The organism is Microvirga sp. 3-52 (genome assembly GCF_018383585.1).
Taxonomy (GTDB): domain Bacteria; phylum Pseudomonadota; class Alphaproteobacteria; order Rhizobiales; family Beijerinckiaceae; genus Microvirga.
Genome location: NZ_JAHAMK010000045.1, coordinates 1 through 25357 on the forward strand (window position 1 = coordinate 1; position 25357 = coordinate 25357).

The following is a 25357-nucleotide window of genomic DNA, read 5'->3' on the forward strand; positions in this document are numbered from 1 at the left end:
GAAGGCGTCGACGAGCTACATCCAGCGCCGGCTGCAGATCGGCTACAACCGCGCCGCCTCGCTCATGGAGCGCATGGAGCACGAGGGCATCGTCGGTCCCGCAAACCACGCCGGAAAACGCGAGATCTTGATCAATCATCTCGACCTGGACGATTGATTGCTCGCCCAGTAGATGGGGAGAAAGGCGGCTGGTGGCAGCCGCCTTTTTCATTGTGCCGGGAGGCTCCGGGTTACTGAATGACCTGAACGACCGTCCGGGTATCCGGATCGACCAGGACGGTCCTGTCGTTCACAATCGTGTAGCTGTAATTGTCCCGAAGCCCGACGCTCGGGGGAACGTCATAGAGCCTCACGCGCGGCGGGACCGGCTGGCCGACGACGATTTCTTCGGAGACACGCATCGTGGGACGGCGCTGGGCAACCACATAGGTGCGGACCCGGGTCGATTCCTCGGCCGAGAGAACGCCTCCTACGGCTGCACCGGCAACGCCGCCGACAACGGCACCGATCGGACCTCCAATGACGGCACCGGTCACGGCACCGCCCGCAGCGCCAGTCGCTGCACCGGTTTCAGTGTTGCTCTGGCATGCGGCAAGGGGAAGAGCCAGAAGTGTCAGGAGGGCTGCCGAGCTTAGGACGTGATTGCGCATGACGGATTCCTTTCCGGGTAGCACCATGCGAACGCGGGAAAGCTTAGCCGGTTCCCTCGCAGCCCAATGGGCAAGCGCCGCCCTTGAAAGGTGTGGGCAGGAAAGCCTTTTGTCCTTGCCGTTCCCGGCCTCGAATGCATTTTCAAGACGGACAGAAACATGGGTTGGGAAGATTCGATGGCGGAACGTATCAAAGTTGCGGTCGTGACGGGGGGCGGGACCGGGGTCGGCAAGGCGATCGCTGCGGGCCTCCTGAGGGCCGGCTATCGTGTCGTCATGGCCGGGCGGCGGCGGGACGCTCTGGAAGCAGCCGAGCGGGAGATCTCTGGAGAAGGCACCTCGACCCTCCTCGTGCCGACCGATGTCACGGATCCTGCCTCCGTGGCGGCCCTGTTCGCCGCCACGAAGCAGGCCTTCGGGAGGCTCGACCTCCTCGTCAACAATGCCGGGATGGGCTCTCCGGCCGTTCCCTTCGAGGATATTCCCTTCGAGCAGTGGCAAAAGGTGGTCGATACCAATCTGTCTGGGACATTCCTGTGCACGCAGGAGGCGTTCCGGATCATGAAGGACCAGAGCCCGCGCGGCGGGCGGATCATCAATAACGGTTCCGTCTCGGCCTATGCACCGCGCCCGTTGTCGGCTCCCTATACGGCGACCAAGCATGCGGTTCTGGGGCTGACGAAATCGATCTCCCTCGACGGCCGCGCCTATGACATCGCCTGCGGGCAGATCGACATCGGCAATGCCGCCACGGACATGACTGCCAGGATGACGGAAGGCGTGCTGCAGCCCAACGGGACGCTCGCTCCCGAGCCCAGGATCGATCCCAAGCATGTGGCCGATGCGGTCGTCTACATGGCCGGACTGCCGCTCGACGCGAACGTGCTCACCATGACTGTCATGGCGACGAAGATGCCGTTCGTCGGGCGCGGGTGAGACACATTGCCGTGAAAGGGGCATCCCCACCTGGGAAGTAAGCTGGACTGCTCCATCTCACGGAAGGGCGGTCCTAAATCAGCCGCGATGTACGGTTTCTATTCAGCTTGTTCCAAGCAGGATTCGAACCGTCGGCAGAGCACGTCCTGAACGGTCGTGCCGATCGCCTTCCTGTGGAGTGTAGTTTTCCGATGACGGCGACGGAATGAGCGCGATCCTCATCAAGATCTTTGCAACAGCCCTGACCTTGAGCCAGGTTCTCGTCGATCCGGACTCGGTCAGGACGAGTTTCGATCCCGCCCGGGATCAGGAGCAGGTCTCGCAGATCCTGAAAGGCGGCTGCACCCATATGCGGCGCGCCTTCGATATCGAGGACATCAATCTCGACGATCTCATCACCACGGCCATGGACGACCCCCAGGCCATTGCCGGCGATCTGAAGGTGCTGCAGGGATTAAGCTTCAACGACCTGCATGCGAGTTACCGCCAGTTCTGCAAGAACGAGCAGATCGAGCCGCCGCCCGTCGATCTCGGCGAGGTGATTTCCTACTACAATGCCGCTGTCGCCGGCCTTCCCGATGCCGGAAAGCTGAAAGGCCTCAAGCTCCCGGGCGTCAGCGTGATTCTGGATGGAAACGGCAAGCGCTTCGCCGAGGTATACGAGCCCGACCATCGACGCATCTGGGTTCCCTTGTCGGACATTCCGAAAAGCGTGCAGCAGGCCTTCGTCTCCGCGGAGGACAAGCGCTTCTATCAGCACAAGGGCGTGGATGAGCGTGGCGTAATCCGCGCCTTCATGGGCAACCTGGCCAATCCCGGTCGGCCCGCAGGCGGATCCACCATCACCCAGCAGGTGGCGAAAAACCTGCTCGTCGGCGACGACGTGACCTATGACCGCAAGATGCGGGAAATGATCGTCGCCTCCCGCATAGAGCGCGTGCTCAGCAAGGCGGAAATCCTCGAAATCTATCTCAACTCGATCTATCTCGGCCGCTCCTCCTGGGGGATCGAGATGGCGGCAAGGAGCTATTTCGGAAAGAGCGCCAAGGCGCTGTCCGTGTCCGAAGGAGCGCTGCTCGCAGGGCTGACGAAGGGGCCGAACTATTACAGTCCCGATACGAAGCCCGATCGCGCCCAGGAACGCATGGCCTATGTGCTGAGCCGCATGCAGGACGACGGCTTCCTGAAGCCCGACCAGGTTCAGCAGGCGATCGCCTCTCTGCCTCCGAGGGTACCTTTCGAGCGCATCAGGCGCACGACAGGCTTTCACTTCGTCGATCATGTCAGCCGTGATGCCCGCACGCTTGCTGACATCGAGAGTCTGAGCGCGGGCGGCTACACGGTGCGAACCACCGTCAATCCCGCCCTGCAACAGGCGACGGAGGCTGCCTTGCAGGAGGGACTTGCCCGCTATGAATTGAGCATCGGACGACAGCGCTACCAGGGCGCCGAGGCCAATCTTGCGCGGGCGATCAAAGCACTCGAAGCCACGAAGGATGAAGCACCGGCCTGGAAACGGGCGTTGGAGGCGGTCCGCCTGCCTCTCTATGACGTGCACTGGCCGGCAGCTGTCGTGATCGAGAAGGGGAAGGACCGAAAGACCGGAGCCAACGTCTTGCGCGTCGGCCTCGTCGATGGGCGTGTGTTGCCGTTGAATGCCTGGGAAGCGGCTCGCCGGGACCTCAAGCTCTTTGATGTGGTGCGTGTCGAGGTGATCGAGCAGAAGGGCAAGGGGGCGGTTCGCGCCGATCTGAGGACGCCTCCATCCGCACAGGGAGGGGCACTCGTTCTGGAGAACAGGACCGGCCGCATACTCGCCATGACGGGCGGGTTCTCCTATCCCTTGAGCCAGCTCAATCGGGCGACGCAGGCGCACCGCCAGCCGGGCTCCGCCTTCAAGCCGTTGACCTATCTTGCGGCGCTGTCGAAGGGTTTGCAGCCCAACACGTTGATCTGGGATGCACCGGTGACGCTGCCGCCCGTGGGTGGCGAGGGCAATGGAAGGGCAGGCGATTCTTGGAGCCCGAAGAACTTCGACGGCGGGCGCTCCGGCATCATGACCCTGCGCCGGGCGCTCGAAAACTCCAAGAACCTGGTGACGGCACGCCTGCTCGACGGAGGCATCGAATCTTCTCCGGAACAGAGCCTGAAACGGGTGTGCGAACTTGCGATCGAGGCGCAGCTCTATCTGGAATGCACGCCTCACTATCCGTTCGTTCTCGGTGCTCAGCCCGTGCGGATCCTCGATCTCGCGGCTTTCTACGCAGCCGTTGCCAACGAAGGCGCCATGCCGGTGCCCCATGCTATCGAGACTGTGGAAGCGAACGGGCGCACCGTCTACAGCCGCAAGGCCAATACGCTGGTTCGGCTCGGCTCCGCCGATCCGGCCGCCTTCTTTCAGCTGAAGACCATGCTGCAGGGCGTGCTGGAACGTGGAACGGCCCGTTCCCTGAAGGCTCTTGCGCCTTATGCCGCGGGCAAGACGGGGACCTCTGACAGCGAGAACGATGCCTGGTTCGTCGGCTTCACCAACGATGTCACCATTGCCGTGTGGGTCGGGCATGACAACGCCGATGGCAAGCGCCGGACGCTGGGGCGTGGGCAGACCGGCGGCAAGGTGGCGGGCCCCATCTTCCAAGCGATCCTTCACGCGGCATGGGAGCACCATGCACCGAAGGCACCCCTCAGCCCGCCATCGCCCCAGACAGCCAAGCAACTCATCGCTCTGCCGATCGATCTCAATACCGGCGACCGGCTGACGGACGGGCAGGGTAGGGGCTTTACGGAATATTTCCGCCTGAGCTGGTTCGGTCGCTTGAGCGAGACGCAGTTCCGCCTCGTGCCGCAATCGGAGGTGTATGCGTTCCGCAATCCCGATCCGTGGAGCGATGGCGAGGAGAGGGGTGGACCGGATTATTACGAAGACGGTCCCTATGCGCAGGGGCCGGGCTGGCTCGACAGCCTGCGCCAGAACGCTCCCCCGTCACGCCGCCAAGCCGAGCCCGACCGGGGCTTCCGGTGGTGGTGGGAGGATGAGGCTCCGCGCCGGCCCCGGCGGGTGGACCCGGATTATTTCTGGCGCAACGGACAGGTTTACTGATGACATCGACGAAGTCTTTCGGACGGGTGCTGACCGTCCTCGCTGCCCTTTTCGTCTCCATTGGAGCGCTCGAAGCCCAGGAGTTCAAGATCGACGAGGTGCCGTCCGTAACGGCCATCGCGCCGGCAAAGCTGAAGCCAAGGACCATTGTCTTCAGTGACCACCGGGAGGACAAGCTGGCCGATGCCGGCACCGGCCTGATCCGGTTCGAGGATTGGGCGCGCGAGAGGCCTCTGCAGAGACAGCTTTTGAGTCTGTATCCGGATTATGTCGAGCCGACCATCAAGGTCTCGGTTCATGGCATCCCGAAAACCTATGTCGAAAAGCTCCACATGTATGTGGTGGAGGCCCGTTTCCTGATCGGCAAGGCGCCTGGCGCCATCGATCTCGGGCGCTACACCCGGCTCGATGTGCTCGAAAAGATAGATCCTTCCATCAAGCATCGCCGCATTGATGCAGAGCACGCTGGACCGCAGGCGGATCCTCAGAGCGCCTACAATCGCCATCCGAACCGCCGCTGGTGCGAGACTGAAGGCAGCCTGTGCATCGAATCCCGCTATCCGTTGGAAGGCAAGTTGCCGATTGGAATTCGCCTTGCCAACAAGCTGGAGGAGGGCGGCAAGAAGATCTCGGAGTTCATGGAATTTCAGACGGAGATCCGCACGCTTCCGTCCGAGGAGATCGAACGTTCCGGTTTCGCCAAGCTCACCGGCCTCGATGCTCCCGTGTCCGGGGTCCTGGAACAGACGATCTTTCACGTCAATCAGGTCATGCAGTTCGGAAAATTGCTGGCGGTCCTGCAGCCATATCCCGCCGATGCCGGCAAGACGGTGGCAACCGTCTTCATGACCCTTGCGGTTGAAACAGATGTTCTGGAGCGCAAGAAGGAGTTCGAGAGTGTTCCCGTGCTGCGGAACCTGATCCCGGCTCAGGTTCTGATGGGTAAAAGCTCGTTCAACTCCGGCAGCTCCATCAGCGCTGGTCTTCCCGACTATGTTCGCAACCGCATCCGCTCCATCGCTGGGCAGTTCGAGCAGTAATCCGGATCGCAGGTGCTGAGCTGACGAAAAAGCCCCGTTCCAATTAGGCCGAACGGGGCTGCAGAGTGTGCGGAGGCGACAAGGGGTTGCGGGGAATGGTGCCTCCGTACCAAACCAAGCGTTCAGCTTGATCAATGTTCCTTGGGAAATGCCATTCTTGAACCTTGGCAGGCATCAATTTTCCTTGATTGCGCCACGATCGGGGCTCTCACTGATTTTTCGGATTACCGATGACAGGTGCGGTGGAACGCCGCATCCGGGTAACTATCCCGTTCCGAGGCTGTTGGAGCCGGGCAGTCAGCGTTTCTTCCTCCCGAACTTGCCTTCCTCGGCTCTCGCCGAGGAAGGCTTTTTATTGAACTCCAAGCGATCGCTCATGGACAAGCTTCGACGTCCTTCCGTTCCATGCTGCGCCCTGTTATCCCCGGACCGATGATAGGCTGCCTCTGCCGAAGCCGGCGGGCAGCAGACGCTGAAGAGGTGCCTTTCCATGGCCAAGGCCATTCATTCGATGATCCGGGTGCTCGACGAGCAGCGCTCCCTCGCATTCTACGACATGGCGTTCGGCCTCCGGGTGGCGGAGCGCCTGGCGTTCGAAGGCTTCACGCTCGTCTATCTCAGCAATGGGGACGGCGAATTCGAGCTGGAACTGACAGTCAATCACGATCGGACCGAGCCCTACGTGATCGGCGACGGATATGGGCATCTGGCATTCTCGGTGGACGATCTGGAGGCAGAGCGGGCCCGGTTCGAGTCCCTCGGACTTGGCCCGACACCGCTCAAGGAACTCAAGTTCGAGGGCAAGCCTCCGGCGCGCTTCTTCTTCGTGCAGGATCCGGATGGATACAAGATTGAGGTGCTTCAGCGCGGCGGGCGCTACAAGTAGCCCGAACCTGCAGATCATTAGCTTTCCCGTCCAAGAGAGGTCACGTGGCCATCCGTCCGATCGTCCGCTTTCCCGATCCTCGTCTGCGCCAGAAGGCCGAGCCGATCGGTATTATCGATGAGGACGTGCGGGCACTTGCCCGGGATCTGACGGAGACGATGCATGCTGCGCCCGGCATCGGCATCACGGCGCCGCATATCGGCGTTCTCAGGCGGCTCGTGGTTATCCAGTTGGAATCCGACCTCGAGCCGCACATCTATATCGATCCGGACATCGTCTGGTCGTCCTCCGACATGATTCGGCATGTGGAGGGGAGCGTCTCCATGCCGGGCGTCACCGACGAGCTTGAGCGCTATGCCCGGGTTCGGGTGCGCTACCATGGTCTTGACGGGGCGGGACGTGAGGAGGAGGCGGAGGGCTTGATGGCCGTCTGTCTCCAGCATGAGATCGATCAGCTCGACGGTATCTTCTGGATCGACCGTCTGTCGAAATTGAAGCGGGACCGCCTGATCAAGCGGTTCGAAAAGCTCCAGCGCATCAGGGCGTGATGGTGGAGTTGCTCTGATGTTGGAGTTTTGAAGCCGTGTTCGAAATCTATCGTATTGAAACCGTAGCCTCGGACGAGGCGGGAGGCGGTGTCATCCGTCGGATCATGGTCCGTACCGATTCCCTCGACAAAGCGAAGGAGCGGGCCTTGAAGGTGTTCTCCCTGGCGCGCCGTCCGCAATCCCGCGATCCCGAGATCGAGGCCGTGCGAGTTCTGAATGGGGCCGGTCATGAGGTCTTCTCGATCAGCACCAGGGACTAGGCTTCGGTCCTTGAAGTTTGACCTGTAAATCTCAACCCTCCTCCCCGGAATCCGGCTCGTCACGGACCAGCCGCCTTCCTCACGTCACACTGGCCTTGTGCCGTGATCCCGATCATGGACAGCGCAACGCTTCACAGGATCGGGGCAGCCGGGACACGTCCGGCCACGACGTCGGAGGGAAGCGTAAGGATGAGACAGGCTCTTCGCATACGAGCGTTGGGGATAAACCAAACATCATTTGACACCGTACGCATTCACCGGTAATTGCGCGCCTCCATCGCGAGAAACGCTCCTTTCGGGCATGCGATGCGAGAGCAATGCGCGGGCGTAGCTCAGTCGGTTAGAGTGCCGGCCTGTCACGCCGGAGGTCGCGGGTTCGAGCCCCGTCGCCCGCGCCACTCTCCCCACGCGGCGATGACAGTACGCAGTCCCCCAAATCCGAAGAACGGCGGCGTCGAGAAGCGAACACCCGTGCGCCCGAATGAACAAAGGAGCCGCAAGGGCTCCTTTGCCGTCCTGGTGCTTCGTTCTCTCGACAAGAACCGTCACGCGATCTTGCCGCCTCCCTGCTTCGTGACGACGAGCAGGGAAGGGCGCGGCGGCATTCCGTCCTCGAAGTCCGGCCAGCGCGTGATGGGATTGTCGAAGCTCGAAGGCGCGCCTTCTTCCGCTTCGCCCGGATGCTGCACGGCGAGGAAAAGCGTCTCGTCGTCGGGCGTGAAGAACGGACCGCACATTTCCGCGCCGACCGGAACCCGGAAGAAGTGCTTGGACGTGCCGCGCATCTCACCCTCGGTCTCCATGGCCCACAAGCCGTCCGCACGGCCGGTCGCCTTGGCGTTGTTGCCGTCGGTGGAGATCCAGAGGCGACCCTGGCTGTCGATGGCGCAGTTGTCGGGCATACCGAACCAGCCATCCTTCGTCGTTTCCGACGAGAAGGTCGCGCCGACCGACGCCACGGACGGGTCTCCGCACTTCACCAATACTTCCCAGGTGAAGGCCATCGAGGCGTGATCGCCGCCGTCCGGCATCATCTCGACGATATGGCCGAAGGCGTTGTTCGCCCGCGGATTGGCCGCATCCACCTGGTCGTCCTTGCGGCGCGTGTTGTTCGTCAGCATGACGTAGACGCGGTTGGTCTGAGGATTGGCCTCGATGTCCTCGGGTCGGTCCATCTTGGTCGCGCCCAAAAGATCCGCGGCGCGGCGGGTCTCGATCAGCACATCGGCCTGGCTCTTGAAGCCGTTGGCCTCGGTGAGCGGACCCTGGCCATGCACCATCGGAAGCCACGTTCCCTTGCCGTCCGGATTGTACTTGGCGACGTAAAGGGTGCCTTCGTCGAGCAGCCCAAAATTCGCGGCCCGGTTCTGCGGATCGACCTTGCCGGCGGTGACGAACTTGTAGACGTAATCGAAGCGCTCGTCGTCACCGAGATAGACCACATAGCGTCCATCGCTGTTGGTGATGCCGGCGGCGCCTTCATGCTTGGTGCGGCCGAGCGCGGTCCGCTTTTTCGGCACGAAGGTGGGATCGAACGGGTCGATCTCGACGACCCAGCCGAAGCGGTTGGCTTCGTTCGGCTCCTTGGCGAGGTCGAAGCGGTCATGGAACTTGCCCCAGGCGTAGGCCGGCGTGCCGATGCCATAGCGCTTGTAGTTCCTGGCCTCGGGATGAGTGTCGCTCAATGCACCCCAGAAATAGCCGTTGAAATTCTCTTCGCAGCTGAGCCAGGTGCCCCAGGGGGTCACGCCGCCAGCGCAGTTGTTGATCATCCCACGCACCTTGCGGCCGGTCGCGTCTGTGGAGGTCTTCATGCGGTCGTGACCAGCGGCGGGACCGGTGATGTCCATGGGGGTTTCGGCCGTGATGCGGCGGGTGTACTTGGAATCCTTGACCACCTGCCATTCGCCGTTCATCCGACGGATCTCGACCACGGCACCCCCATGGCCCGCCATTTCGATATCGACCAGATCCATGGTCATCTTCGCGAAGGCAACGTCCTTGGCGTCCTGGATCCCGACGCCCGGGAACATCAATTCCTCGTTCGTGTATTCGTGGTTCGCCACGAGAAGGCCGTGTTCGCTGGAGCCGTCGATCGGGATATAGCCGACGAAATCCGTATTGTAGCCGAACTGACGGGCTTGGCGTTCGGGCGTCTGGTTTCTCGGGTCGAACTCGGGCGTATCGGGAAACAGCGGATCACCCCAGCGCAGGAGCACTTTCACATCGTAGCCCTCGGCCACATGGTGGGTGTGATCGACTCCGGCTTCAATTTCCTTGAAGTCGAAGGAGAGGCCGTTCGTCTTCTTGTCCGGCTGTTCATTGGCTGCCAGCGCGCGGGTGCCGATGGTCGCGGAGATCGCGGCGACGGCGAGCGAACCGCGCAGGAGGTCTCGCCGGTTGAAGCGGGTGGCGATGATCTCGCCCATCGTGAGGTTTAGCGTCGGGTTCACTCCGACATCGCCTGAATCTTCCAGGTCGCTTGCGCGCAGGCGGGCCTTGTGCTCGTCCATATCGGCTTCTCCGTCTCTTGGGGACGACAAGCGCATTAGAACGGTTCTATGTAAGCTTGGTGACAGTACCGCGGGAAGGCGGCCCGGAGGGGGACATCCCAAGCCGCATCATGTATGGTTGGCCGATGAGCAATGATATTTCTGAACTTCGAGAGCAATTGTCCGATCAATGGCAGAAGGTCGCCATCGATCTGATCCGGAAGGGTGTCCCGGCCGATCTGGTCTTCGAGTCCCTCCTGACCGTGGGGCTGGCCGGTCAGGTCGAGCTTCAGGGCAAGCACATGATGGCTGGCAAGCTTGTGGCCATTGCCGAGCAATTGTCCGACCAGCTCAGGCGGGAGAAAGAAGCCCTCGAGGAGGCCTCCAGCGCGACGAAGAACTAGCGGCCCATCGCGGCACATTCGACTTACGGCTAAAGCATCGTCAAAATTGCACGTGAGGCATTTTCCAGGTGAAACGTCTGGGGTTATTGTCGCGTTAGCTCGGCGAAGTTCCCCGAAGCGGCCTTCGCCGCTTCTTCGCCCAACAGACAATGGGGTCGTGCCCTCATGCAGCCGGCGTTCGACAGCAGCACCCTAGACCGCCTGATCGCCCTTGGACGCAAGCAGGGCCATCTCACGAACCAGGACCTCGAAGCCAATCTGCCGATCGCTTCCATGAATGCGGAGGAGATTGCCCTTATCGTGGTTCACCTGGAAGAGACCGGCATTCCGGTCGAATTGGATGACAGCCTCATTTCACCGAATGCGAAGCAGACCTCGTCATCCGCGAGAAGCGCCGAGATCATCCCTTTCCCGGACCGCGCTGCAGCGGCGCGGATGAGGCGGCGAACGGCTCCTCTTCAAAAGGTGCATTCATCCCAACCTGACGCTGTCAGATCGACACAGCCGGGGAAGCGAAGCGCGCACTGGGCCGTCGCCCTGTCCGGCCTGCTGGTTCTGGTGCTGCTGATCGGCCTCGTCATGATGCTGGGCGTCTGACCTCCCCGTCCCTCAGCAATGCAGATTGAGCCTCGCCGATGACAGGAAGCGGTTTGACCGCCGGCCCTGTGAAACGCGTGGCGCTGAGCGCATTCCCCGCGTGGGATTCGAAGCCAATGTCGAGAAAGGCGGTTCTCGGATCGAAGAGAGATTTCGCCGCCGCCGTCACGTCGTAGCCGAGAATGGCTTCGGGTCGGGCAACGACCCTCGGGGCGGGAGCCGAGATGATCGATCCAAGGGCATCCGATGCCGCGTCCGGCATGACAGCCGCCGCGACAGTGATCTCCTGCGGGCGTCGTGGCGGGAGAGGAGCCGTCGGGACGACCTCCTTGAGGCTCTCCGGATCGGCCGAAGCAACCATCGTCGCTGTACTCGGGGCCGGAGTTTCCGCCTGCGGCGGCTGTGGGGCGTTCCTGCGGCCGAAGAGATTGGCAAACAGATTGCCGATGGAGGGGCCGCCACCGGCCGAGGCCTGCGTAGCGAGGGCGGCGTTGCGAGAGAGGATCTCGGCTTTCGCCAGCTCGTAACCGGCGAGCGGCTTGCCGTTGGAGGGAAGGTGAAGGGTCTTCCCGTCGGGGAACAGTTGTGCCAGCTGCTGTTGCGTCATGCGAGGCCACGCCCGCACGTTGCCGGTGTCCACATGGACGAAGGCGGAGGATGCGTAATAGCCGACGCCGCCGTATTGCATCTTCATCGCGATGGCGCGCAGACGGGCTGTCTCAACGTCAGGCAGACGGATATCCATGGCCTTACCGAGCATGTGCTGGCTGTGCTCGGCGACCCCACTTGACCGGCGGCGCAAGGCCCCGTTCGTTTCCGGAGACCGATACGCGGAGATGATGTTGATAGGCTGTGACGAGCCGGATTCCCGGTAGACTTCCCAGAGGATGTCGAACAGGTGCGGATCCATTTGCGCCGGCTTCTCCACGCGCCAGTCGCGCAGGAACCAGTTGAGCTGCTGCAGAGCGCCAGAGTCATACTGTCCGTTGCGGCGGAAGGTGACTGTCAAGCTTTCCCGCGTGTGCGTGTGGAAGAAGGTGAGGCTGCGCGTCTCTCCGAAGGCGGCGGCGTCCTGGGTGCGAACCGTCGCCATCAAGAGAAACGAAGCCGCACTCAAGAGACTGAATGCCAGATATGAAGCGCTCTTCCTGCCAAGCAGCCAACTGCGTCCGGATGCGGGTACCCTCCTGCATCCGCCAGCCGATCGTTCAGATCGGGCGAAAATTCGCGCCATGGTTCGTTATTTCCCGCGTCCCTACGTGACGTGTGATCGTTAACCATGGCAAAAATAGGCGCGAATCGTACCTTTTTGCTTAATCAGGCACAGCAGCGGTCTGATTGCGCTTCGGGCGGCCTGATGGCGATGAAAGGACGACCACTTTCGTGCCCGTCGGCGTGTGATTGTATAGGTCGATCACATCCTGATTGATCATGCGGATGCAGCCTGATGAAACATTGGTGCCGATGGTCCAGGGCTCGAAAGTACCGTGAATGCGGTAGAGGGTATCCTTGTTGCCCTGCCAGAGATAAAGTGCGCGGGCGCCGAGCGGATTGCCGGGACCTCCGGGCATGCCGGGCCCGCCGGGCAGCTCTCCCATCTGCTCCATGAGCTCCGGCTGACGACCGAACATCTCCTTCGGCGGATACCAGTCCGGCCATTCCTGTTTGTCCCTGATGGTGGCAGTTCCTGACCAGCTGAACCCTGACCGGCCGACGCCGACCCCATAACGGACGGCCATGCCGTCGCGCATGACGAGGTAGAGATATCGTGCCCGAGGATCGATCACGATGGTTCCTGGCGCTTCGCTTGTGTCGTAATGGACCACCTTGCGCAGATACGCCGGGTTGATCCTGGAGAGATCGACGCCTGGAATCGGAAAGAGATCATCGTCGATGGGCGCATACATGCCTTGGTAGGCGGACATCCCCCGCGTCGACTGCGCGAGGCTGCGGTGGACCGGCAGACCGGCGCCGACGACAGCGGCTGAGGCTCCAAGCAGGAAGGTTCGGCGGCTGAGGTCCATTGTGCTCTCCCCGGGCAGACTTAACTCGACAATAAGAAGACGCAGGACCACGCGTCTCGGTTTCATGGTAGCTGCTATGCTTCACCGGCAGGAGAAAGCCTGACCGTTCACTTTCGAGCGAGCATAGGGCAGGGGGCGGCTTGATATGATGCTTGAAAACCTCTCATGGTCGTGGCTTGCCGGGGTCGGCCTGCTTGGGGTCCTGTTCGTTCTGGTCCTCTTCTGGGCCCGCAAGCCGCGCTATCGGCGCCATTCGATCATGACGGACAACGAACGGGAGTTTTACCAGCGCCTTCTCGCGGCATGCCCCGACTGTCAGATCTGGCCTCAGGTTCCGATCTTGGCGCTCGTCCGGCCCGATGCCAAGGAAGGCAGCCGGGCGTTTTGGATGGCCTTCAAGAAGATTTCGAACACGCGCGTCGATTGGGTGGTTGTTCAGGACATGGAGGTGGTGGCGATTATCGAACTCGACGACCGCTCTCACGATGCCCGGAAAGATGCGCAACGCGACAAGGTATTGAAGTCGTGCGGCTATCGCGTCATCCGGTTCAATTCGAGCCGCAGGCCCGATCCACGGCAGATCCATGACACGGTCTTCCGGTCGGAGTAGACGCTCAGCCCTGCACCACCGTCCGATCGCCATCACGGAAGCTCTCGAACACCTCCTCCCGGAGGACGTCCGGTTCCGACAGGTAGCGGGCGGAATGATGGAACGGCGTGACAAACCTGACCCGTGCTTCACGGGCGATCGATCCGGCTTCCCACGCGGTCAAGTGAAGAGAGGCGAGAGCCAGAGGACGATCGCGCTCAAGAAAGACGGCTTCGATGAAGAGCTGGTCGGCGTCGCGGGCGAGGTGAAGGATTTTCGCTCGGTTTTCTGAGTGAGGCGCCGCATCGGTCACATAGACGACGGCTTGGCCGGGAGCGATGCGCAATGCTCGGCCTTTCAGGTCGCCCAGACGAATATTTGTCCTCCCCGGGATATGGACCAAGGAGTCGTCGGGCAAGCCGAGGCGGACTGCGCGCTTGGCCTCGTTGAGCCAGGGGCCGGGCGGAAGATCCAATTCGTTCAGCACACCCCGCCACACATTCACCTGGAGAACCTCCCTTAGAACGAAGGCGAGGGAAGGGATGCCGTGGTCGAGGGCTGCGGCTTCGATCCTGAACTCATCCTCCATCCAGGCGATGCCCTCCGGAAAAGCAGGCGGTGAGATTTCCCGTCTGGCGAAGGCCTCACGGGCGTGGAACTCCACAGCCCTTGTCAGGCTGGCGCCGTCGTAATCCATAGCCCGCAAGCAGAAATCGACCGAGTTCTCATCCAGGAGGTTCCACGTGAAGCCTCGGATTCGGTGCTCCACCTGGGCGGAAAAGCCCGGCGGACCGATGAGGATCAGCGGATCGGGGCGGTGAAGGCACAGCCGAAACAGCCGGTCGAAGCCGGCCATGTGATCCACGTGGGTGTGCGAGACGAAGACGTGGCTCACCCGCAGCAATTCGCGCGGGGAGAGAACGCTGACGTCGCCTAAATCGAAGAGAATGGCCCGGCGGCCATAGCGAAAGTCGAGATAGACACCGGGGTCGCTGAACGGGTCGTTCACGAGGCGGGGTTGAACAAGCCAACTCATGCGGCGCAAACGGCCCCGATCTACCCGATGTTCCCCAACGAACCGCCGGACCCGGATCGTCCGGGTCCGACCTTGTCATATTCATTCTTTCCGGTGGGGCCCGAAAGGCGATTCCTCAGCCTTCCTCGGCTTCGTCCGGATCCGTCACGTCGACCAGGAACATGATGTAGGGGCCTTCCTCCCCATCATCATCGTCATCATCCTCGTCCTCGTCGAAATCCGCGTTCTCGAACTCGGTCTTTTCCTCTTCCGTCGCAGGTCTGACGTTGAGGGTCGCAAAGCCGTCCCATAAGGGAGCGCCGTCGCTCTCCAGCACCTTGAGATCGTCTTTGAAATCCTCGCTCATGAGGAGATCGCGGGCCTCGTCCTCATCGGCATTGGTGATGGCAACAGGCTTGTCGCTGATCGTAAGCGTGAACATGATTCGTCCTTTCCATTCGCCCGCAAGGGATATCCACTAACGCTCGACCCTGCACGTTCGTGGCAGAGGTTCTGCACATGAAGCGATATGAAGAAGACCAGACGTGGGCCCGACCATGGATGGAGCAAGCTCCAGTTACCGAACGCCCTTCTTGCTCAGCCAAGCCTGCATTTCGGCGATCTCGCGCTCCTGCTCGCGAATCACGTCGTTGGCCCATTTCCGGATCTGCTCGTCCTTGGCGTGCTGCAGGGCCACCTTTGCCATGTCGATCGCGCCCTGATGATGGGGGATCATGCTGCGCACGAAATCCACATCCGAGTCGCCGCTGAACGTGATGTCCATGTTCCGATGCATCGTCTCGTTCGCTTGACGATAGCCCTGCGTTGAAGGGGTGCCCGGCGTCTGCGCCGGTGCAGAGTGTCCTGAATGCCCACCATGCGCACCCTGCGCCCAGGCAAGGGCGGGAAGAGCGGTCAGCGCAGCGGCAAGGACAAGGGAACGGGTCCTCATGATCGAAAATCCTTTTCTCCTAAGATCCTCAGGCTCTGGACCCTGCCACCGTGGGAAGGTCAAGCCGTTCTGGGGCATAAGAGTTATATGTTATGGATGCCCATCCGCATAAAGGATGTGATTGCCGTGGCTTATCTTCTTCGAGTAGCTCTGTTATCGCGGATAAAGATACGGAACTTTTTCAGGAGTAGCCGACAGTGGTCGGAATGAGCGGTATCAAGGTCGTCACCCATAGCGGCACATTCCACGCCGACGATGTCTTTGCCTTCTCCATTCTACGGGAGGCCTTCGATTCTTTCGATTTCGCTCGTACCCGGGATACCGTCCAAATCGAGGCGGCCGATCTGGTTTTCGACGTGGGTGGCATCTACGATGTCGCGCGAGGGCGTTACGATCATCACATGCGGGATCTCCCGCGGCGGCCCGATGGCACACCCTACAGCTCAGTCGGCCTGATCTGGCGTGATTTCGGGCGCAACGCGCTGCCTAAACTCATCCCGGGGATCGACGAGGATCTGCTGGACGCGGTCTGGCAGGACATCGACACGGGCTTCATCCATGCCATCGACCAGGCCGACAACGGCGTAGGCTCCGCCAGCCAGGGGCACCTTTCCCTCCTGATCGAAGCCTTCAACCCCACCTGGACCAGCGGCCAGTCCTATGACGACGCGTTCCTGGAGGCGGCCGATTTTGCCCGGGGCATCCTGGTGCGGGCGTGCCGGCAGGCCCACGCGGAAGCCGAAGCCCAGTCATCCGTGCTGGCGGCTGCCAAAAAAGCTCCTGATCCCAGGGTCATCGTTCTCAACCATAAACTGCCCTGGGAAAAGGCTGTCTTCGAGGGCGGATTGCGCGACCTTCTCTTCATCATCTACCCGAACGAGGATTCCACGTCCTGGTATTGCCGAACCATCCCGCCCGAACCCAGTTCCTTTGGCCAGAGACTGCCGTTGCCAGAAGCGTGGCGCGGCTTGCAGGAGGAGGAGTTCTCTCGGGCTGCCGGGATCGCGGATGGTGTCTTTTGCCACCCGAGCGGTTTCATCTGCGGCGCGCGATCGCAGGGATCCGCTGTACGACTGGCCGAGAAGGCGATTGCCGCCGGTCGTTAGAGCATTGGCCGGCGGCTCGTCGGGTGCGGAGAAGGGGGGCATTTTTTGACAACGATGCGCGAGACGAGGTCTCATTCTCAAGGGCTGAGTCATGAAGCAGGTGCCGATCGTTTCTCATCACGCCTATGAGGCCGTGCTGCCGGACGGCCATCGCTTCCCCATGCGGAAATACGGTCGGCTGGCGGAAGTCGTTGTGGAGAAGGGGCTGGCATCCAACGGCTTCGCCAAGCCCGAGGAGGCCTCGGCTGAACTGATTGCCCTGGCCCACGACCGCACTTACGTCGATCAGATCTTCGCGTGCTCGGTCCCTAGAGAGATCGAGCGCCGGATCGGTCTTCCCATCACCGAGAGCGTGGTGCGCCGCGCGCGAGCATCGGCCGCGGGGACTTTGCTTGCGGCAAGACTGGCGGTCCAGCAAGGCCTTGCTGGCAGCACGGCCGGTGGGAGCCATCATGGACAACGGGAGACCGGAGCCGGCTTCTGCGTCTTCAATGATGTGGCCGTTGCAGCAAAGGCGCTCCACGCCGAACGGGCGATCCAGCACGCGCTTATCGTTGACCTGGACGTGCATCAGGGCGACGGCACTGCCGACTGCCTGCGTGGCGAACCGGATCTCTTCACCTTCTCCATGCATGCGGAGAAGAATTATCCCGTCCGAAAAATCCCCAGCGATCTCGATATCGGGCTGCCGGACTCCCTGGAGGACGACGCCTATCTGGAGGCTCTTCAGGCCCATCTGCCGCGCCTTCTCGATGCGGTCGAGCCGGATCTCGTTTTCTTCAACGCAGGCGTTGATCCGCACCGGGACGACAAGCTCGGGCGCCTTGCCCTCTCCGACGAAGGTCTGCGCCGGCGGGACGATTACGTGATCGAGCAGGCGCGCAGCCGTCGCATTCCGCTCGTCGCCGTCATCGGTGGAGGCTACTCCACGGACATCGAGTCACTGGCCCGGCGGCACGCCATCGTTTTCGAGGCGATGGCGGCCTGGAGCGAGAAAGAGTAGGACGCTCAGCGTGTCAGCGATACCGCAAGCTGCGCGGCCAGTGCGGCATTGTTCTTCACCAGGGCAATATTGGTGGCAAGGCTTTGCCCAGCTGTCTTCTCGAACAGGTACGACAAGAGGAAGGGTGTCACGGCCTTTCCGGAAACGCCACGCGCTTTCGCCTCGGCCACGGCCGCGTCGATGAAGCTCTTCATCTCGTCCGCAGGAATTTCATCGGCGCTCGGAACAGGATTGGCAACCAGAACGCCGCCGTCGAGCCCCAGCGCCTCCTTGGTGCGGATCAGATCCGCCATCGCATCTGGGCTGTCCAGACGCAATGGCACGGACAGCGCGCTCGTCCGGCTCCAGAAGGCTGGAAATCGATCTGTCCGATAGCCAACCACGGGGACGCCGCGCGTCTCGAGATACTCGAGAGTGCGTGGCAGATCGAGGATGGCCTTTGCACCTGCGCAGATTACCGCCACGGGCGTGCGGGCAAGCTCGTCGAGATCGGCCGAAATGTCCATGGTGTCCTCGACACCCTGATGGACGCCGCCGATCCCGCCGGTGGCGAAGACGCGGATGCCGGCGAGATAGGCGCAGATCATGGTCGCGGCGACCGTCGTTGCTCCGTGCCGTCCGGAGGCGACCGCATAGGGGAGATCGGCGCGGCTCAGCTTCATCACGTCCCTGGCGGTGCCGAGCCACTCAAGCTCCGCATCCGAAAGGCCGATCTTGATGCGCCCTTCGAAGATCGCGATCGTGGCAGGTATGGCGCCGTTGTCACGCACCACCGCCTCCACCTCGCGGGCCGTGGCGACGTTCTGCGGGTGGGGCATACCATGGGTGATGATGGTGGATTCGAGGGCGACGACCGCTCCGCCTGCGGCGAGCGTGGCCTGTACCTCGGGAGCGATGTCGAGGAAACGGCTGGCGGCGTCGTGTTTCATGAGGGCTCCCGTTTAAAAGTCTGGCCGGCTCTAAGCGACCATGTGGATTCCAGCAAGGCGAGCGACAGATCGGGCCGAACGCTCACCGGGCTTTCCACCGTCAACGCGGCTGCGACCCTTCCGAGCCTGACTGCCTCGATCAGCGATGCGTCCTTCAGCATGGCCACGAGGGTGGCGGCAATCAGAGCGTCTCCCGCACCGGTTGCGTCGACAATCTCGGCCTTGAACGCAGCAATTGTCGCGATGCCGAAGGAATCCGCTGCGACAAGCCCCTTATCCCCCAATGTGAGGATGACCTGTTCCGCGCCACGCGCGAGCAGTGCTTCCGCGGCTGCTTGCGGCGAAATCTCGGGACGGTCGAGATAGGTCCGGGCCTCGTCGAGATTGAGGAAGAACATGCCGACCCCGGTCAGATCCCGAGGCAGGCGCATCACCTTCGGCGTCGAGACGGCATCGAATGCCAGCATGAAGGCTCGTTGGCGGGCGAGTCCGATGAGGTCGTGAAGGGTCTCGGGCGGCAGATTGCAATCGGCGAAGATCCATCCGGATCCGAGATCGGGCTCCATCCCGCGCAACAGGGCCGGGCTGATCTCATCGAAGATCGTCATATTGGCAAGCCCGACGGCAAGCTCTCCATCGGGCTGCAGCACGGCGACGTATTCCGCCGTCGCATGCACTCCGGATAGGGTCACATGCCGGGTGTCTATGCCGAGCCGCGTGAGATCCCCGACCAGCGCGCGGCCATTGTCGTCGTCCCCCACGATAGAAGCCAGCGAGACGTCGATTCCGAGGCGGGCGATGTTCTCCGCCACATTGCGGGCAACCCCGCCGAAGGAGCGTTCCGAGGTGACGGGATTGGATGTTCCCGGCCGGATTGTGGTCAAGGCCCGGTATTTGCGGTCGATGGCGGCTCCGCCGATGCAGACCACTCTGCTCGTTTCCCGCTCCATGTCTTGGGCCCACCTTTCAACCATATCGCTGTGCAGACGATATGCCGAAAGGTCGACCAGGCTGCAATGGGCCGAAGTCCCTCATCGCTCGCACCCAACGCTTGCCCGTGAAATCGGGATCTCGGCAGAAGTGCTGCCTATCCTTGTCGCACGAGGTCCCGAGGCGGCGGCGGAGCTGCCTCGCCTCATGCATGCGCTCTCTCTCGACTCCAACCGGATCAGACATACTCACGCAACACTGATGCGTGACATGAGCTTGACATGCTCGGGATGCACGGCGGCAGTCCGCTGTCGGCACGATCTCGATCAAGGGCGGGGGCGAACTCGCTATGGCGAATATTGCCCCAATGCCGAGACCCTGCAGGAACTGCAAGGCGAGAGCGTTCCGAAGCCTGCGCATGCCTGAGGTCGAGAGGAAAATCCCAAGCTCGCCTCAGGAGTATCATCGGCGCGATCAGGTGTTCCTGCTCGCATAACATATGTTTCTTTTCACAATCGGTCATGGCATTGTGTCGTTGCGGCATGGTCGTGCGGGAAAGCGGGTTTCGGCCTGTCCCGATGCGCAGGGCCGCAAGACATCGTGGTGAGCCGGGCTTCGCATTCGGGGTTTCCCTTGGATCCCTCCGGGATGGAGCGATGCATCGGTGAAGCCGGCGCCCCATCCCTGCGAGGGAGGTGACATGCCTGCGGCAACTGCGGCCGGGCCTCGAGTTGCGTCAGGGGTCTCATCATCGAGAGCCCGTAATCGGATCATCCTTGCGGCCGCCCTCACGGTCGGTCTCGCGTTCCTGATTGCGTCGGTCGTGATCTACTGGCATGCGATCCAGGACCGCCACGGCATCGTCCACAAGGGCCTGTCGCTATCGGCGGCGGCATCCCACATTCTGGACCGCGAGGTCGACGCGCTCGGCAACATCCTGAAGGGACTTTCGGCATCGCCGCTTCTCGAGACCGAAGATCTCAAGCCCTTTCACCAGCAACTCCTGGCTACGCCGCGTCCGGACGGATCCCGGTTCGTTTTCTGGAATCGGGAGCACCTGCTCCTCAACACAGCATTCCCTTATGGGTCGCCCCTGCCTTCCGTCACATCCTTTCCGATCAGCGAAGAGCGGCTTCAACTGCTCAAGCGTGTTGGACTCACCCTCTCGGAACGTATCTACGCGCCGCGGACAAAAGAGTGGATCATTGCGGTAAGCCTTCAGCTCGCCAGTCGCGGAGGTGAAACGATCCTGACGCTGGCGGTGCCCGAGGCTCATCTCGGCAGGGCAATCCGCGATAACGATCCGCCGGCGGGCTGGAGTATTTTCATCCTCGACCACAAGCTCCAGCAGGTGGGATGGAACGAAGTGGAGCTCCCTCTTGCCTCGCAACTGCGACCAAGACTGGCGAATGGAGACCTGAGCGGACATTTCGAGGTCGACGGAGAGGGCGGTACCCTCCTCGTGGCATTCGAGCGTTCGGATAAGACCGGCTACGTCGTCCTGTCGACAATACCGGCAGCCCTGATCGACGAGCCGCTTTATGCGGCTCGTCGATGGATCTGGTCCGCCGGGATCGCCCTGGCCTTGCTGGGGATCGCCTCAGCCGGGTTCACGCTGAAAAATGTCGGTTCGATCGATGCCCTGAAGGTTGCCGCCGTGTCAACCAAGGCAGAGCTCGTGGAAGCGAATGAACGTCTCGCGGCCATCCTGGCGAGCGTCAGCGATTGTTACCTCACTCTCGATCATGCCTATCGCATCACCGACATCAATGCTGCGGCCATGCGCTGGTTCGGGCTCCCGCGAACCGATGTGATCGGACATTCCTACTTCGATGTCGTCGGCCATCATCCGCAATTCGACGCCGCTCTGAAGCAAGCCCTGGAAGGACGTACTCCATTCCATGGCGAACTCCCGTCGACGTACAAGACGGGGAAGCAAATCGAGTATCGAGTGGAGCCGACGCCGAAGGGCGCCAGCGTCTTCTTCCGCGACGTCACCGAACAATACCGGGCGCGGCTTTCGGTCATGCAGGAGAGGGAGTTTCTCCAAGCCTCCCTGGACGCGCTCTCTGCCCACGTGGCGGTTCTCGACGATGCGGGAACCATCATTTCCGTCAACGAGGCCTGGCACCGGTTCGCTCGCGACAATGGATATTCCGGCCGGTCTCACGGCTTCGGGATGAACTATCTCGAGGTCTGTGCCCGTGCCGCGCGCGACGACCCTTCCGTGAGGCAGATTCATGCAGGCCTCAAAGCCGTCATATCCGGAGAACGACGGGACTATCGGAATGTTTACCGCTGCGATGGACCGGATCGGCCGCGTTGGTTCCAGGTGAGAGCGACGCGCTTCATCACGGGCCAGGTGTCCCGCATCATCGTGACACACGAGGACATCACCGAGATTGTGGCCGTCAAGGCCGAGATCACTGCCCTGTCGGGGCGTCTGCTCACCGTCCAGGAGGAGGAGAGGGAAAGGATTGCCGTCGAGCTGCACGACTCGACGGCGCAGCATCTCGTGGCCGTCAGCCTCAATCTGATGCAGGTGGAAAACTTCCGCCTGCCTGCCTCGGGGCGCCGCATCCTGGGTGAAATCGACCGCTCCCTCGAGGAAGCCCTGAAAGAGCTGCGCATCTTCACCTATCTGCTTCATCCTCCCAGATTGGAAGCCGACGGCCTCGTGAGCACGGTGCGGGACTTCGCTGACGGCTTCTCGAAGCGGACGGAGCTGCGGACAATCCTGCGCTTCGACGAGGCAGCCGATGGGCTATCCGTCGACCTCCAGCGCGCCCTGTTCCGCATCGTCCAGGAGGGGCTGGCGAATGTCCATCGTCATGCTAGGGCTTCGCAAGTTAGACTCGATCTGCGCCTGACATCCGATCAGGTCATCCTGTTCGTGGCGGACAATGGGCACGGCATGCGCGGCCGGCGGGGAGACGCAGGAGTGCGGCAGGCCACCCTTGGTGTCGGGATCCCGGGAATGCGCATCCGCCTGAGTCAGTTCGGAGGCAGCCTCCGGATCCGCAGCGGCCGGCGCGGTACCATCATCCGCGCGGCCGCGCCGCGCTCCACACCGGCTGTCATGGCTCTCGGAGCATGACATGTGAGCGGAAAGGGGCCGTCGCCTGGCCGACTGGGAATCACCCCGGGTGTTTTCAGGGTTTCCCCTGGGTCCCACTGTCGAGTTTTTGGACTATAAGAAATTTCTTGCTGGGAGGGCGCATTCGGCCATGACGCGCATCCTGATTGCCGACGACCATGACGTGGTTCGCTCTGGGCTCAATGCCATCCTGAGCAGTCAATCCGGATGGGAGGTGGTCGCCGAGGCTGAAGACGGCCGCAGGGCTGTCGAACTGGTGGCCGAGACCAGACCGGACGTGGCTATTCTCGATTATCAGCTTCCCTCTCTCAACGGCGTCGATGCGACACGGGAAATCCGCGCGGTCCGGCCGCAGACCGAAGTCCTGATCTTCACCATGCATGAAAGCGAGCTTCTGTTGCGTGAAGCGCTCGAGGCCGGAGCCCGCGGCTACCTTCTGAAATCCGATGCCCGCAAGTTCCTCATCGCAGCGGTCGAAGCCCTGTCGCAGCACAAGCCGTTCTTCACGGGGCGCGTCTCCGAGGCCCTTCTGAACGCCTTTCTGTCACAGGGGCAACCCACCGATGGCGTGCTGACTGCCCGGGAGCGGGGCGTGGTGCAACTCATCGCGGAGGGCCACAGCAACAAGGAGGCGGCGCAGATTCTCGGTCTCAACCTGAAGACCGTCGAAAGCCATCGGGCTTCGGCCATGCGCAAGGTGAACGTCAATTCGACGGCGACCTTGGTGCGCTATGCAATCCGCAACAAACTGGTCGAACCTTGATGCGTTCCTTCCGAGGGCGTTTCATCCACTCACGGTTATCGATGCCCTGGAGCTTTTTCCGCTTGCGTGGAACCATCTCTCCTCTTTGCTGAGGCGCTTCTCCCGACAGTGAGGGCGATCCGCTTCGCCGAAAAATGCTCTACGGCGTCAGCGCTCCCGACACCGCCTGCCCGAAACCCTCGACGTGCCCTTGGAAATTCTCGCGCGTCCGGGGATCGACGACCGCGACGGGGGCCGAGACGGCGAGGCCTGCCGCCGTGCCGACGGCGGTCGCGGCACCCGCCGTGACCTGGATGATCCGGTCGCCGACGCCGACGCGGGAATCCGTGAGTGTCTGCCCTTCGGCCAGTTCCCGGCCGATAATGCGCACGACCTCCGGGCTCTGGGCGAACTTGGAGTGGTTCAGGGGATCGCCTGTCCTGAGCCCCGAAAGGTTCAGGACGGTGATGCCGGACTTGTCCAACTCGCTGCGGTAGGGCTCCTGATCCGGATCGATGGCGCCGAGGCGCGCCGTATCGCCCCAGATCCGCCGCGAGATCGCCAGCGCCCGATCGTCCTGCGAGACGAAGAGGGTAAAGCCCGGGCGGGATTTGCCCATGTCCGTGATCGCCTCCCGGAAGAGGTCCACGTCCACGTCGGGGGCCGCGAGCAGCACGTTCCTGATCTTGGGCGCGACGCGCCCGTCCCGGATCGCCATCTGGCGCAGCGCTTCCAGGGTGACCCAGTTGCCCATGGAATGCGCGAGGATAGAGATCTCGCCGACCGCCGGGTCGCTGGCCAGGGTCCGCAGCGTGCTCTCGAGCGCATTGCGGGAATAGGTGTTGCTTTCGCGGTCGTAGCCATAGGCCAGCACGCTGCCGCGGGACGGCCAGGTGAACAGCACCGGCACCACGGGCGTGCCCGCATCGTGCACGATTTGCGCGAAGCGGAAGACCGCGTCGTCGAAGCGGTTGTTGAAGCCGTGGATGAACACGAGCACGCGCCGCTGCGGCACCGTCCGGACGGTTCGGTTGAACCAGGCAACCGCCTGTTTGCGGTCGATCACGTCGGCCTTGAGGGTCACGAAATCGGTCGCGGGATTGCCCGGGACGCTGCGCGGCCACTGCACCTCGCCCTCCTTGCGGTTGGCTTCGGGCGGGATCGACACCGTGAACTCGGCAAAGGACAGTTCCGGCCCGCGATGGCCCGAATAGAATTCCTGCGGGTCCGTGGCTCGCAGGCGGGTGGTGGCAATCAGCATGTCGACCTTGCTCGCGCCGGGCACCGTCGCCGCCACGGGAACCAGGGTGCCCTTGATGCTGGCGCATCCGGTCAGGCCGAGCGCAACGGCGAGTGTCATGACGCAGGAGGCAATGGGAGCGATGGTGCGCACGCCGCTCTTCAGACGCTTGACACCTCCTGTGAGCCTCGCGATCGGCGCACGATCGTCGCCGTCCTGTCTTGATCGTCGCATCCGGCTCACGGTCCTTCGGCATCCTGTAGGGGCAACTCTCCATCAGGTTGCGCGCCTTGTCGAGCATGGAAAGCCAAATCCCGCTCTCCTCGGCGCAACCAGTCCGATTCAGCCGGAAGCGTCCACCGAAGAATCGCGCGTCTGCACCCGAGAGATGACGGTATCCTCGCCATCGTGGTCATGGCCCTCGTACCCTCCGACGTCATCACCGGCCTTGTGCCGGTGATCCCGATTCCCTAAAGCGCTGAGCCTCACAGGATCGGGGTGGCCGGCACAAGGCCGGCCATGACGTGGGAGGGTGTGATGACGTCTGCGGGTGGACGATCGTCTCCTGTCCAAGAGCCAGCACCCGTAGGCCCAGGGCTTGGGAGCCCTGAGCCGTGAGGTTGATCGAGGGTGGCGCGAGTGGCGGCCCGGCTCGATGATCTAGGGTTTGATGGAAGAGCCGGACGGCCGCTTCGCGCACGGCTTCTTTAGGCGGACAGGAGAGGCAGGCTCAGTCGACCGCCGCAGGCGGGGTCGTCTGCGCGACGGGGGCCTGCGACCGATCCCGACTACCCGCCCACCTCCTGGGCCTCCTGTC

Annotated in this window: 25 protein-coding genes and 1 tRNA gene; 16 read left to right on the plus strand and 10 right to left on the minus strand. The window is 62.3% G+C overall.

The annotated features are described in order from the left end of the window. The coding region (locus KHP60_RS22540) for a DNA translocase FtsK (protein ID WP_213566570.1) at nucleotides 1-157 on the plus strand (157 nt) is incomplete at its 5' end. A 73-nt stretch (nucleotides 158-230) separates the two neighbouring features. On the opposite strand, the gene KHP60_RS22545 is transcribed toward KHP60_RS22540, so the two are convergent. Beyond that, nucleotides 231-650, minus strand: coding sequence for a DUF1236 domain-containing protein (locus KHP60_RS22545; protein ID WP_213566533.1), 420 nt, complete (start codon nucleotides 648-650; stop codon nucleotides 231-233). A gap of 177 nt (nucleotides 651-827) precedes the next feature. Between KHP60_RS22545 and KHP60_RS22550 the strand changes: the two genes are divergently transcribed. The 7 genes from KHP60_RS22550 (at nucleotide 828) to KHP60_RS22580 (ending at nucleotide 7818) form a co-directional block, all read left to right on the plus strand. Next, nucleotides 828-1586, plus strand: a complete 759-nt coding sequence (locus KHP60_RS22550) for an SDR family oxidoreductase (protein WP_213566534.1) — start codon at nucleotides 828-830, stop codon at nucleotides 1584-1586. A 205-nt stretch (nucleotides 1587-1791) separates the two neighbouring features. After that, nucleotides 1792-4686 carry a penicillin-binding protein 1A gene (locus KHP60_RS22555; RefSeq protein ID WP_213566535.1) on the plus strand — a complete coding sequence of 965 codons (2895 nt, stop codon included), beginning with the start codon at nucleotides 1792-1794 and terminating at the stop codon, nucleotides 4684-4686. Beyond that, on the plus strand, nucleotides 4686-5726 hold the full coding sequence (locus tag KHP60_RS22560) for a hypothetical protein (protein ID WP_213566536.1): 1041 nt from the start codon (nucleotides 4686-4688) through the stop codon (nucleotides 5724-5726). Before KHP60_RS22555 ends, KHP60_RS22560 begins: the two co-directional genes overlap by 1 nt. A gap of 490 nt (nucleotides 5727-6216) precedes the next feature. Beyond that, a complete protein-coding gene (locus KHP60_RS22565; protein ID WP_213566537.1) occupies nucleotides 6217-6612 on the plus strand; it encodes a VOC family protein in 396 nt (131 codons plus the stop codon). 44 nt (nucleotides 6613-6656) lie between these two features. Continuing rightward, entirely contained in the window at nucleotides 6657-7160 is a 504-nt protein-coding gene (locus tag KHP60_RS22570) for a peptide deformylase (protein WP_213566538.1), read from the plus strand. Between the two features lie 35 nt (nucleotides 7161-7195). Next, the gene (locus KHP60_RS22575; RefSeq protein WP_213566539.1) at nucleotides 7196-7420 is read left to right on the plus strand and encodes a hypothetical protein; all 225 of its coding nucleotides are present in this window, start codon (nucleotides 7196-7198) and stop codon (nucleotides 7418-7420) included. Nucleotides 7421-7741: 321 nt separating this feature from the next. Beyond that, nucleotides 7742-7818 (plus strand) — tRNA-Asp (locus KHP60_RS22580). A 147-nt stretch (nucleotides 7819-7965) separates the two neighbouring features. On the opposite strand, the gene KHP60_RS22585 is transcribed toward KHP60_RS22580, so the two are convergent. Next, nucleotides 7966-9933: a PhoX family phosphatase gene (locus KHP60_RS22585; RefSeq protein WP_213566540.1), complete on the minus strand. Its 1968-nt coding sequence runs from the start codon at nucleotides 9931-9933 to the stop codon at nucleotides 7966-7968. 125 nt (nucleotides 9934-10058) lie between these two features. On the opposite strand from KHP60_RS22585, the gene KHP60_RS22590 reads away from it, so the two are divergent. Further along, nucleotides 10059-10316: a hypothetical protein gene (locus tag KHP60_RS22590; RefSeq protein WP_213566541.1), complete on the plus strand. Its 258-nt coding sequence runs from the start codon at nucleotides 10059-10061 to the stop codon at nucleotides 10314-10316. Between the two features lie 165 nt (nucleotides 10317-10481). Then, complete coding sequence (locus tag KHP60_RS22595) at nucleotides 10482-10913, plus strand: RNA polymerase sigma factor region1.1 domain-containing protein (protein ID WP_213566542.1); 432 nt, start codon at nucleotides 10482-10484, stop codon at nucleotides 10911-10913. Here KHP60_RS22595 and KHP60_RS22600 read toward each other — a convergent pair. Both KHP60_RS22600 and KHP60_RS22605 read right to left on the minus strand, forming a co-directional pair. Further along, nucleotides 10894-12006 carry a DUF882 domain-containing protein gene (locus tag KHP60_RS22600; RefSeq protein ID WP_213566543.1) on the minus strand — a complete coding sequence of 371 codons (1113 nt, stop codon included), beginning with the start codon at nucleotides 12004-12006 and terminating at the stop codon, nucleotides 10894-10896. The two genes, KHP60_RS22595 and KHP60_RS22600, sit on opposite strands and share 20 nt — an antisense overlap. Before the next feature lie 220 nt (nucleotides 12007-12226). Further along, complete coding sequence (locus KHP60_RS22605) at nucleotides 12227-12937, minus strand: L,D-transpeptidase (RefSeq protein ID WP_213566544.1); 711 nt, start codon at nucleotides 12935-12937, stop codon at nucleotides 12227-12229. A 145-nt stretch (nucleotides 12938-13082) separates the two neighbouring features. On the opposite strand from KHP60_RS22605, the gene KHP60_RS22610 reads away from it, so the two are divergent. Beyond that, entirely contained in the window at nucleotides 13083-13547 is a 465-nt protein-coding gene (locus tag KHP60_RS22610; protein ID WP_213566545.1) for a DUF2726 domain-containing protein, read from the plus strand. Between the two features lie 4 nt (nucleotides 13548-13551). On the opposite strand, the gene KHP60_RS22615 is transcribed toward KHP60_RS22610, so the two are convergent. The 3 genes from KHP60_RS22615 to KHP60_RS22625 all read right to left on the minus strand — a co-directional run bounded on the left by KHP60_RS22615 (nucleotide 13552) and on the right by KHP60_RS22625 (nucleotide 15493). After that, a complete protein-coding gene (locus tag KHP60_RS22615; RefSeq protein WP_213566546.1) occupies nucleotides 13552-14562 on the minus strand; it encodes a ribonuclease Z in 1011 nt (336 codons plus the stop codon). A gap of 115 nt (nucleotides 14563-14677) precedes the next feature. Beyond that, nucleotides 14678-14983 carry a hypothetical protein gene (locus tag KHP60_RS22620; protein ID WP_213566547.1) on the minus strand — a complete coding sequence of 102 codons (306 nt, stop codon included), beginning with the start codon at nucleotides 14981-14983 and terminating at the stop codon, nucleotides 14678-14680. Nucleotides 14984-15118: 135 nt separating this feature from the next. Continuing rightward, on the minus strand, nucleotides 15119-15493 hold the full coding sequence (locus KHP60_RS22625) for a DUF305 domain-containing protein (RefSeq protein ID WP_213566548.1): 375 nt from the start codon (nucleotides 15491-15493) through the stop codon (nucleotides 15119-15121). Between the two features lie 206 nt (nucleotides 15494-15699). Here KHP60_RS22625 and KHP60_RS22630 point away from each other — a divergent pair, with 206 nt between their 5' ends. After that, nucleotides 15700-16599: an MYG1 family protein gene (locus KHP60_RS22630; protein WP_213566549.1), complete on the plus strand. Its 900-nt coding sequence runs from the start codon at nucleotides 15700-15702 to the stop codon at nucleotides 16597-16599. Nucleotides 16600-16690: 91 nt separating this feature from the next. Further along, on the plus strand, nucleotides 16691-17602 hold the full coding sequence (locus KHP60_RS22635; protein ID WP_213566550.1) for a histone deacetylase: 912 nt from the start codon (nucleotides 16691-16693) through the stop codon (nucleotides 17600-17602). Nucleotides 17603-17607: 5 nt separating this feature from the next. On the opposite strand, the gene KHP60_RS22640 is transcribed toward KHP60_RS22635, so the two are convergent. Together KHP60_RS22640 and KHP60_RS22645 are read right to left on the minus strand one after the other, a co-directional pair. After that, entirely contained in the window at nucleotides 17608-18531 is a 924-nt protein-coding gene (locus KHP60_RS22640) for a pseudouridine-5'-phosphate glycosidase (protein ID WP_213566551.1), read from the minus strand. Then, on the minus strand, nucleotides 18528-19481 hold the full coding sequence (locus tag KHP60_RS22645) for a carbohydrate kinase family protein (RefSeq protein ID WP_213566552.1): 954 nt from the start codon (nucleotides 19479-19481) through the stop codon (nucleotides 18528-18530). Before KHP60_RS22645 ends, KHP60_RS22640 begins: the two co-directional genes overlap by 4 nt. A 187-nt stretch (nucleotides 19482-19668) precedes the next feature. On the opposite strand from KHP60_RS22645, the gene KHP60_RS25930 reads away from it, so the two are divergent. The 3 genes from KHP60_RS25930 (at nucleotide 19669) to KHP60_RS22655 (ending at nucleotide 23321) form a co-directional block, all read left to right on the plus strand. After that, entirely contained in the window at nucleotides 19669-19887 is a 219-nt protein-coding gene (locus tag KHP60_RS25930; protein WP_409366311.1) for a DUF6455 family protein, read from the plus strand. Between the two features lie 274 nt (nucleotides 19888-20161). Next, a complete protein-coding gene (locus tag KHP60_RS22650) occupies nucleotides 20162-22558 on the plus strand; it encodes a PAS domain-containing protein (RefSeq protein WP_213566553.1) in 2397 nt (798 codons plus the stop codon). 130 nt (nucleotides 22559-22688) lie between these two features. Beyond that, nucleotides 22689-23321 (plus strand): response regulator transcription factor, encoded by a 633-nt coding sequence (locus KHP60_RS22655; RefSeq protein WP_213566554.1) that lies wholly within the window; start codon nucleotides 22689-22691, stop codon nucleotides 23319-23321. 139 nt (nucleotides 23322-23460) lie between these two features. On the opposite strand, the gene KHP60_RS22660 is transcribed toward KHP60_RS22655, so the two are convergent. After that, entirely contained in the window at nucleotides 23461-24660 is a 1200-nt protein-coding gene (locus KHP60_RS22660) for an alpha/beta hydrolase (RefSeq protein ID WP_249689046.1), read from the minus strand. Nucleotides 24661-25357: the final 697 nt, after the last annotated feature.

Coding starts and splice junctions, on each gene's coding strand:
- KHP60_RS22650 (WP_213566553.1), top strand. CDS start 20,162: ATGCCTGCGGCAACTGCGGCCGGGCCTCGAGTTGCGTCAGGGGTCTCA.
- KHP60_RS22655 (WP_213566554.1), top strand. CDS start 22,689: ATGACGCGCATCCTGATTGCCGACGACCATGACGTGGTTCGCTCTGGG.
- KHP60_RS22585 (WP_213566540.1), bottom strand. CDS start 9,933: ATGGACGAGCACAAGGCCCGCCTGCGCGCAAGCGACCTGGAAGATTCA.
- KHP60_RS22640 (WP_213566551.1), bottom strand. CDS start 18,531: ATGAAACACGACGCCGCCAGCCGTTTCCTCGACATCGCTCCCGAGGTA.
- KHP60_RS22600 (WP_213566543.1), bottom strand. CDS start 12,006: ATGGCGACGGTTCGCACCCAGGACGCCGCCGCCTTCGGAGAGACGCGC.
- KHP60_RS25930 (WP_409366311.1), top strand. CDS start 19,669: ATGCATGCGCTCTCTCTCGACTCCAACCGGATCAGACATACTCACGCA.
- KHP60_RS22660 (WP_249689046.1), bottom strand. CDS start 24,660: ATGACACTCGCCGTTGCGCTCGGCCTGACCGGATGCGCCAGCATCAAG.
- KHP60_RS22620 (WP_213566547.1), bottom strand. CDS start 14,983: ATGTTCACGCTTACGATCAGCGACAAGCCTGTTGCCATCACCAATGCC.
- KHP60_RS22635 (WP_213566550.1), top strand. CDS start 16,691: ATGAAGCAGGTGCCGATCGTTTCTCATCACGCCTATGAGGCCGTGCTG.
- KHP60_RS22555 (WP_213566535.1), top strand. CDS start 1,792: ATGAGCGCGATCCTCATCAAGATCTTTGCAACAGCCCTGACCTTGAGC.
- KHP60_RS22625 (WP_213566548.1), bottom strand. CDS start 15,493: ATGAGGACCCGTTCCCTTGTCCTTGCCGCTGCGCTGACCGCTCTTCCC.
- KHP60_RS22545 (WP_213566533.1), bottom strand. CDS start 650: ATGCGCAATCACGTCCTAAGCTCGGCAGCCCTCCTGACACTTCTGGCT.
- KHP60_RS22645 (WP_213566552.1), bottom strand. CDS start 19,481: ATGGAGCGGGAAACGAGCAGAGTGGTCTGCATCGGCGGAGCCGCCATC.
- KHP60_RS22615 (WP_213566546.1), bottom strand. CDS start 14,562: ATGAGTTGGCTTGTTCAACCCCGCCTCGTGAACGACCCGTTCAGCGAC.
- KHP60_RS22565 (WP_213566537.1), top strand. CDS start 6,217: ATGGCCAAGGCCATTCATTCGATGATCCGGGTGCTCGACGAGCAGCGC.
- KHP60_RS22590 (WP_213566541.1), top strand. CDS start 10,059: ATGAGCAATGATATTTCTGAACTTCGAGAGCAATTGTCCGATCAATGG.
- KHP60_RS22630 (WP_213566549.1), top strand. CDS start 15,700: ATGAGCGGTATCAAGGTCGTCACCCATAGCGGCACATTCCACGCCGAC.
- KHP60_RS22550 (WP_213566534.1), top strand. CDS start 828: ATGGCGGAACGTATCAAAGTTGCGGTCGTGACGGGGGGCGGGACCGGG.
- KHP60_RS22605 (WP_213566544.1), bottom strand. CDS start 12,937: ATGGACCTCAGCCGCCGAACCTTCCTGCTTGGAGCCTCAGCCGCTGTC.
- KHP60_RS22610 (WP_213566545.1), top strand. CDS start 13,083: ATGATGCTTGAAAACCTCTCATGGTCGTGGCTTGCCGGGGTCGGCCTG.
- KHP60_RS22595 (WP_213566542.1), top strand. CDS start 10,482: ATGCAGCCGGCGTTCGACAGCAGCACCCTAGACCGCCTGATCGCCCTT.
- KHP60_RS22560 (WP_213566536.1), top strand. CDS start 4,686: ATGACATCGACGAAGTCTTTCGGACGGGTGCTGACCGTCCTCGCTGCC.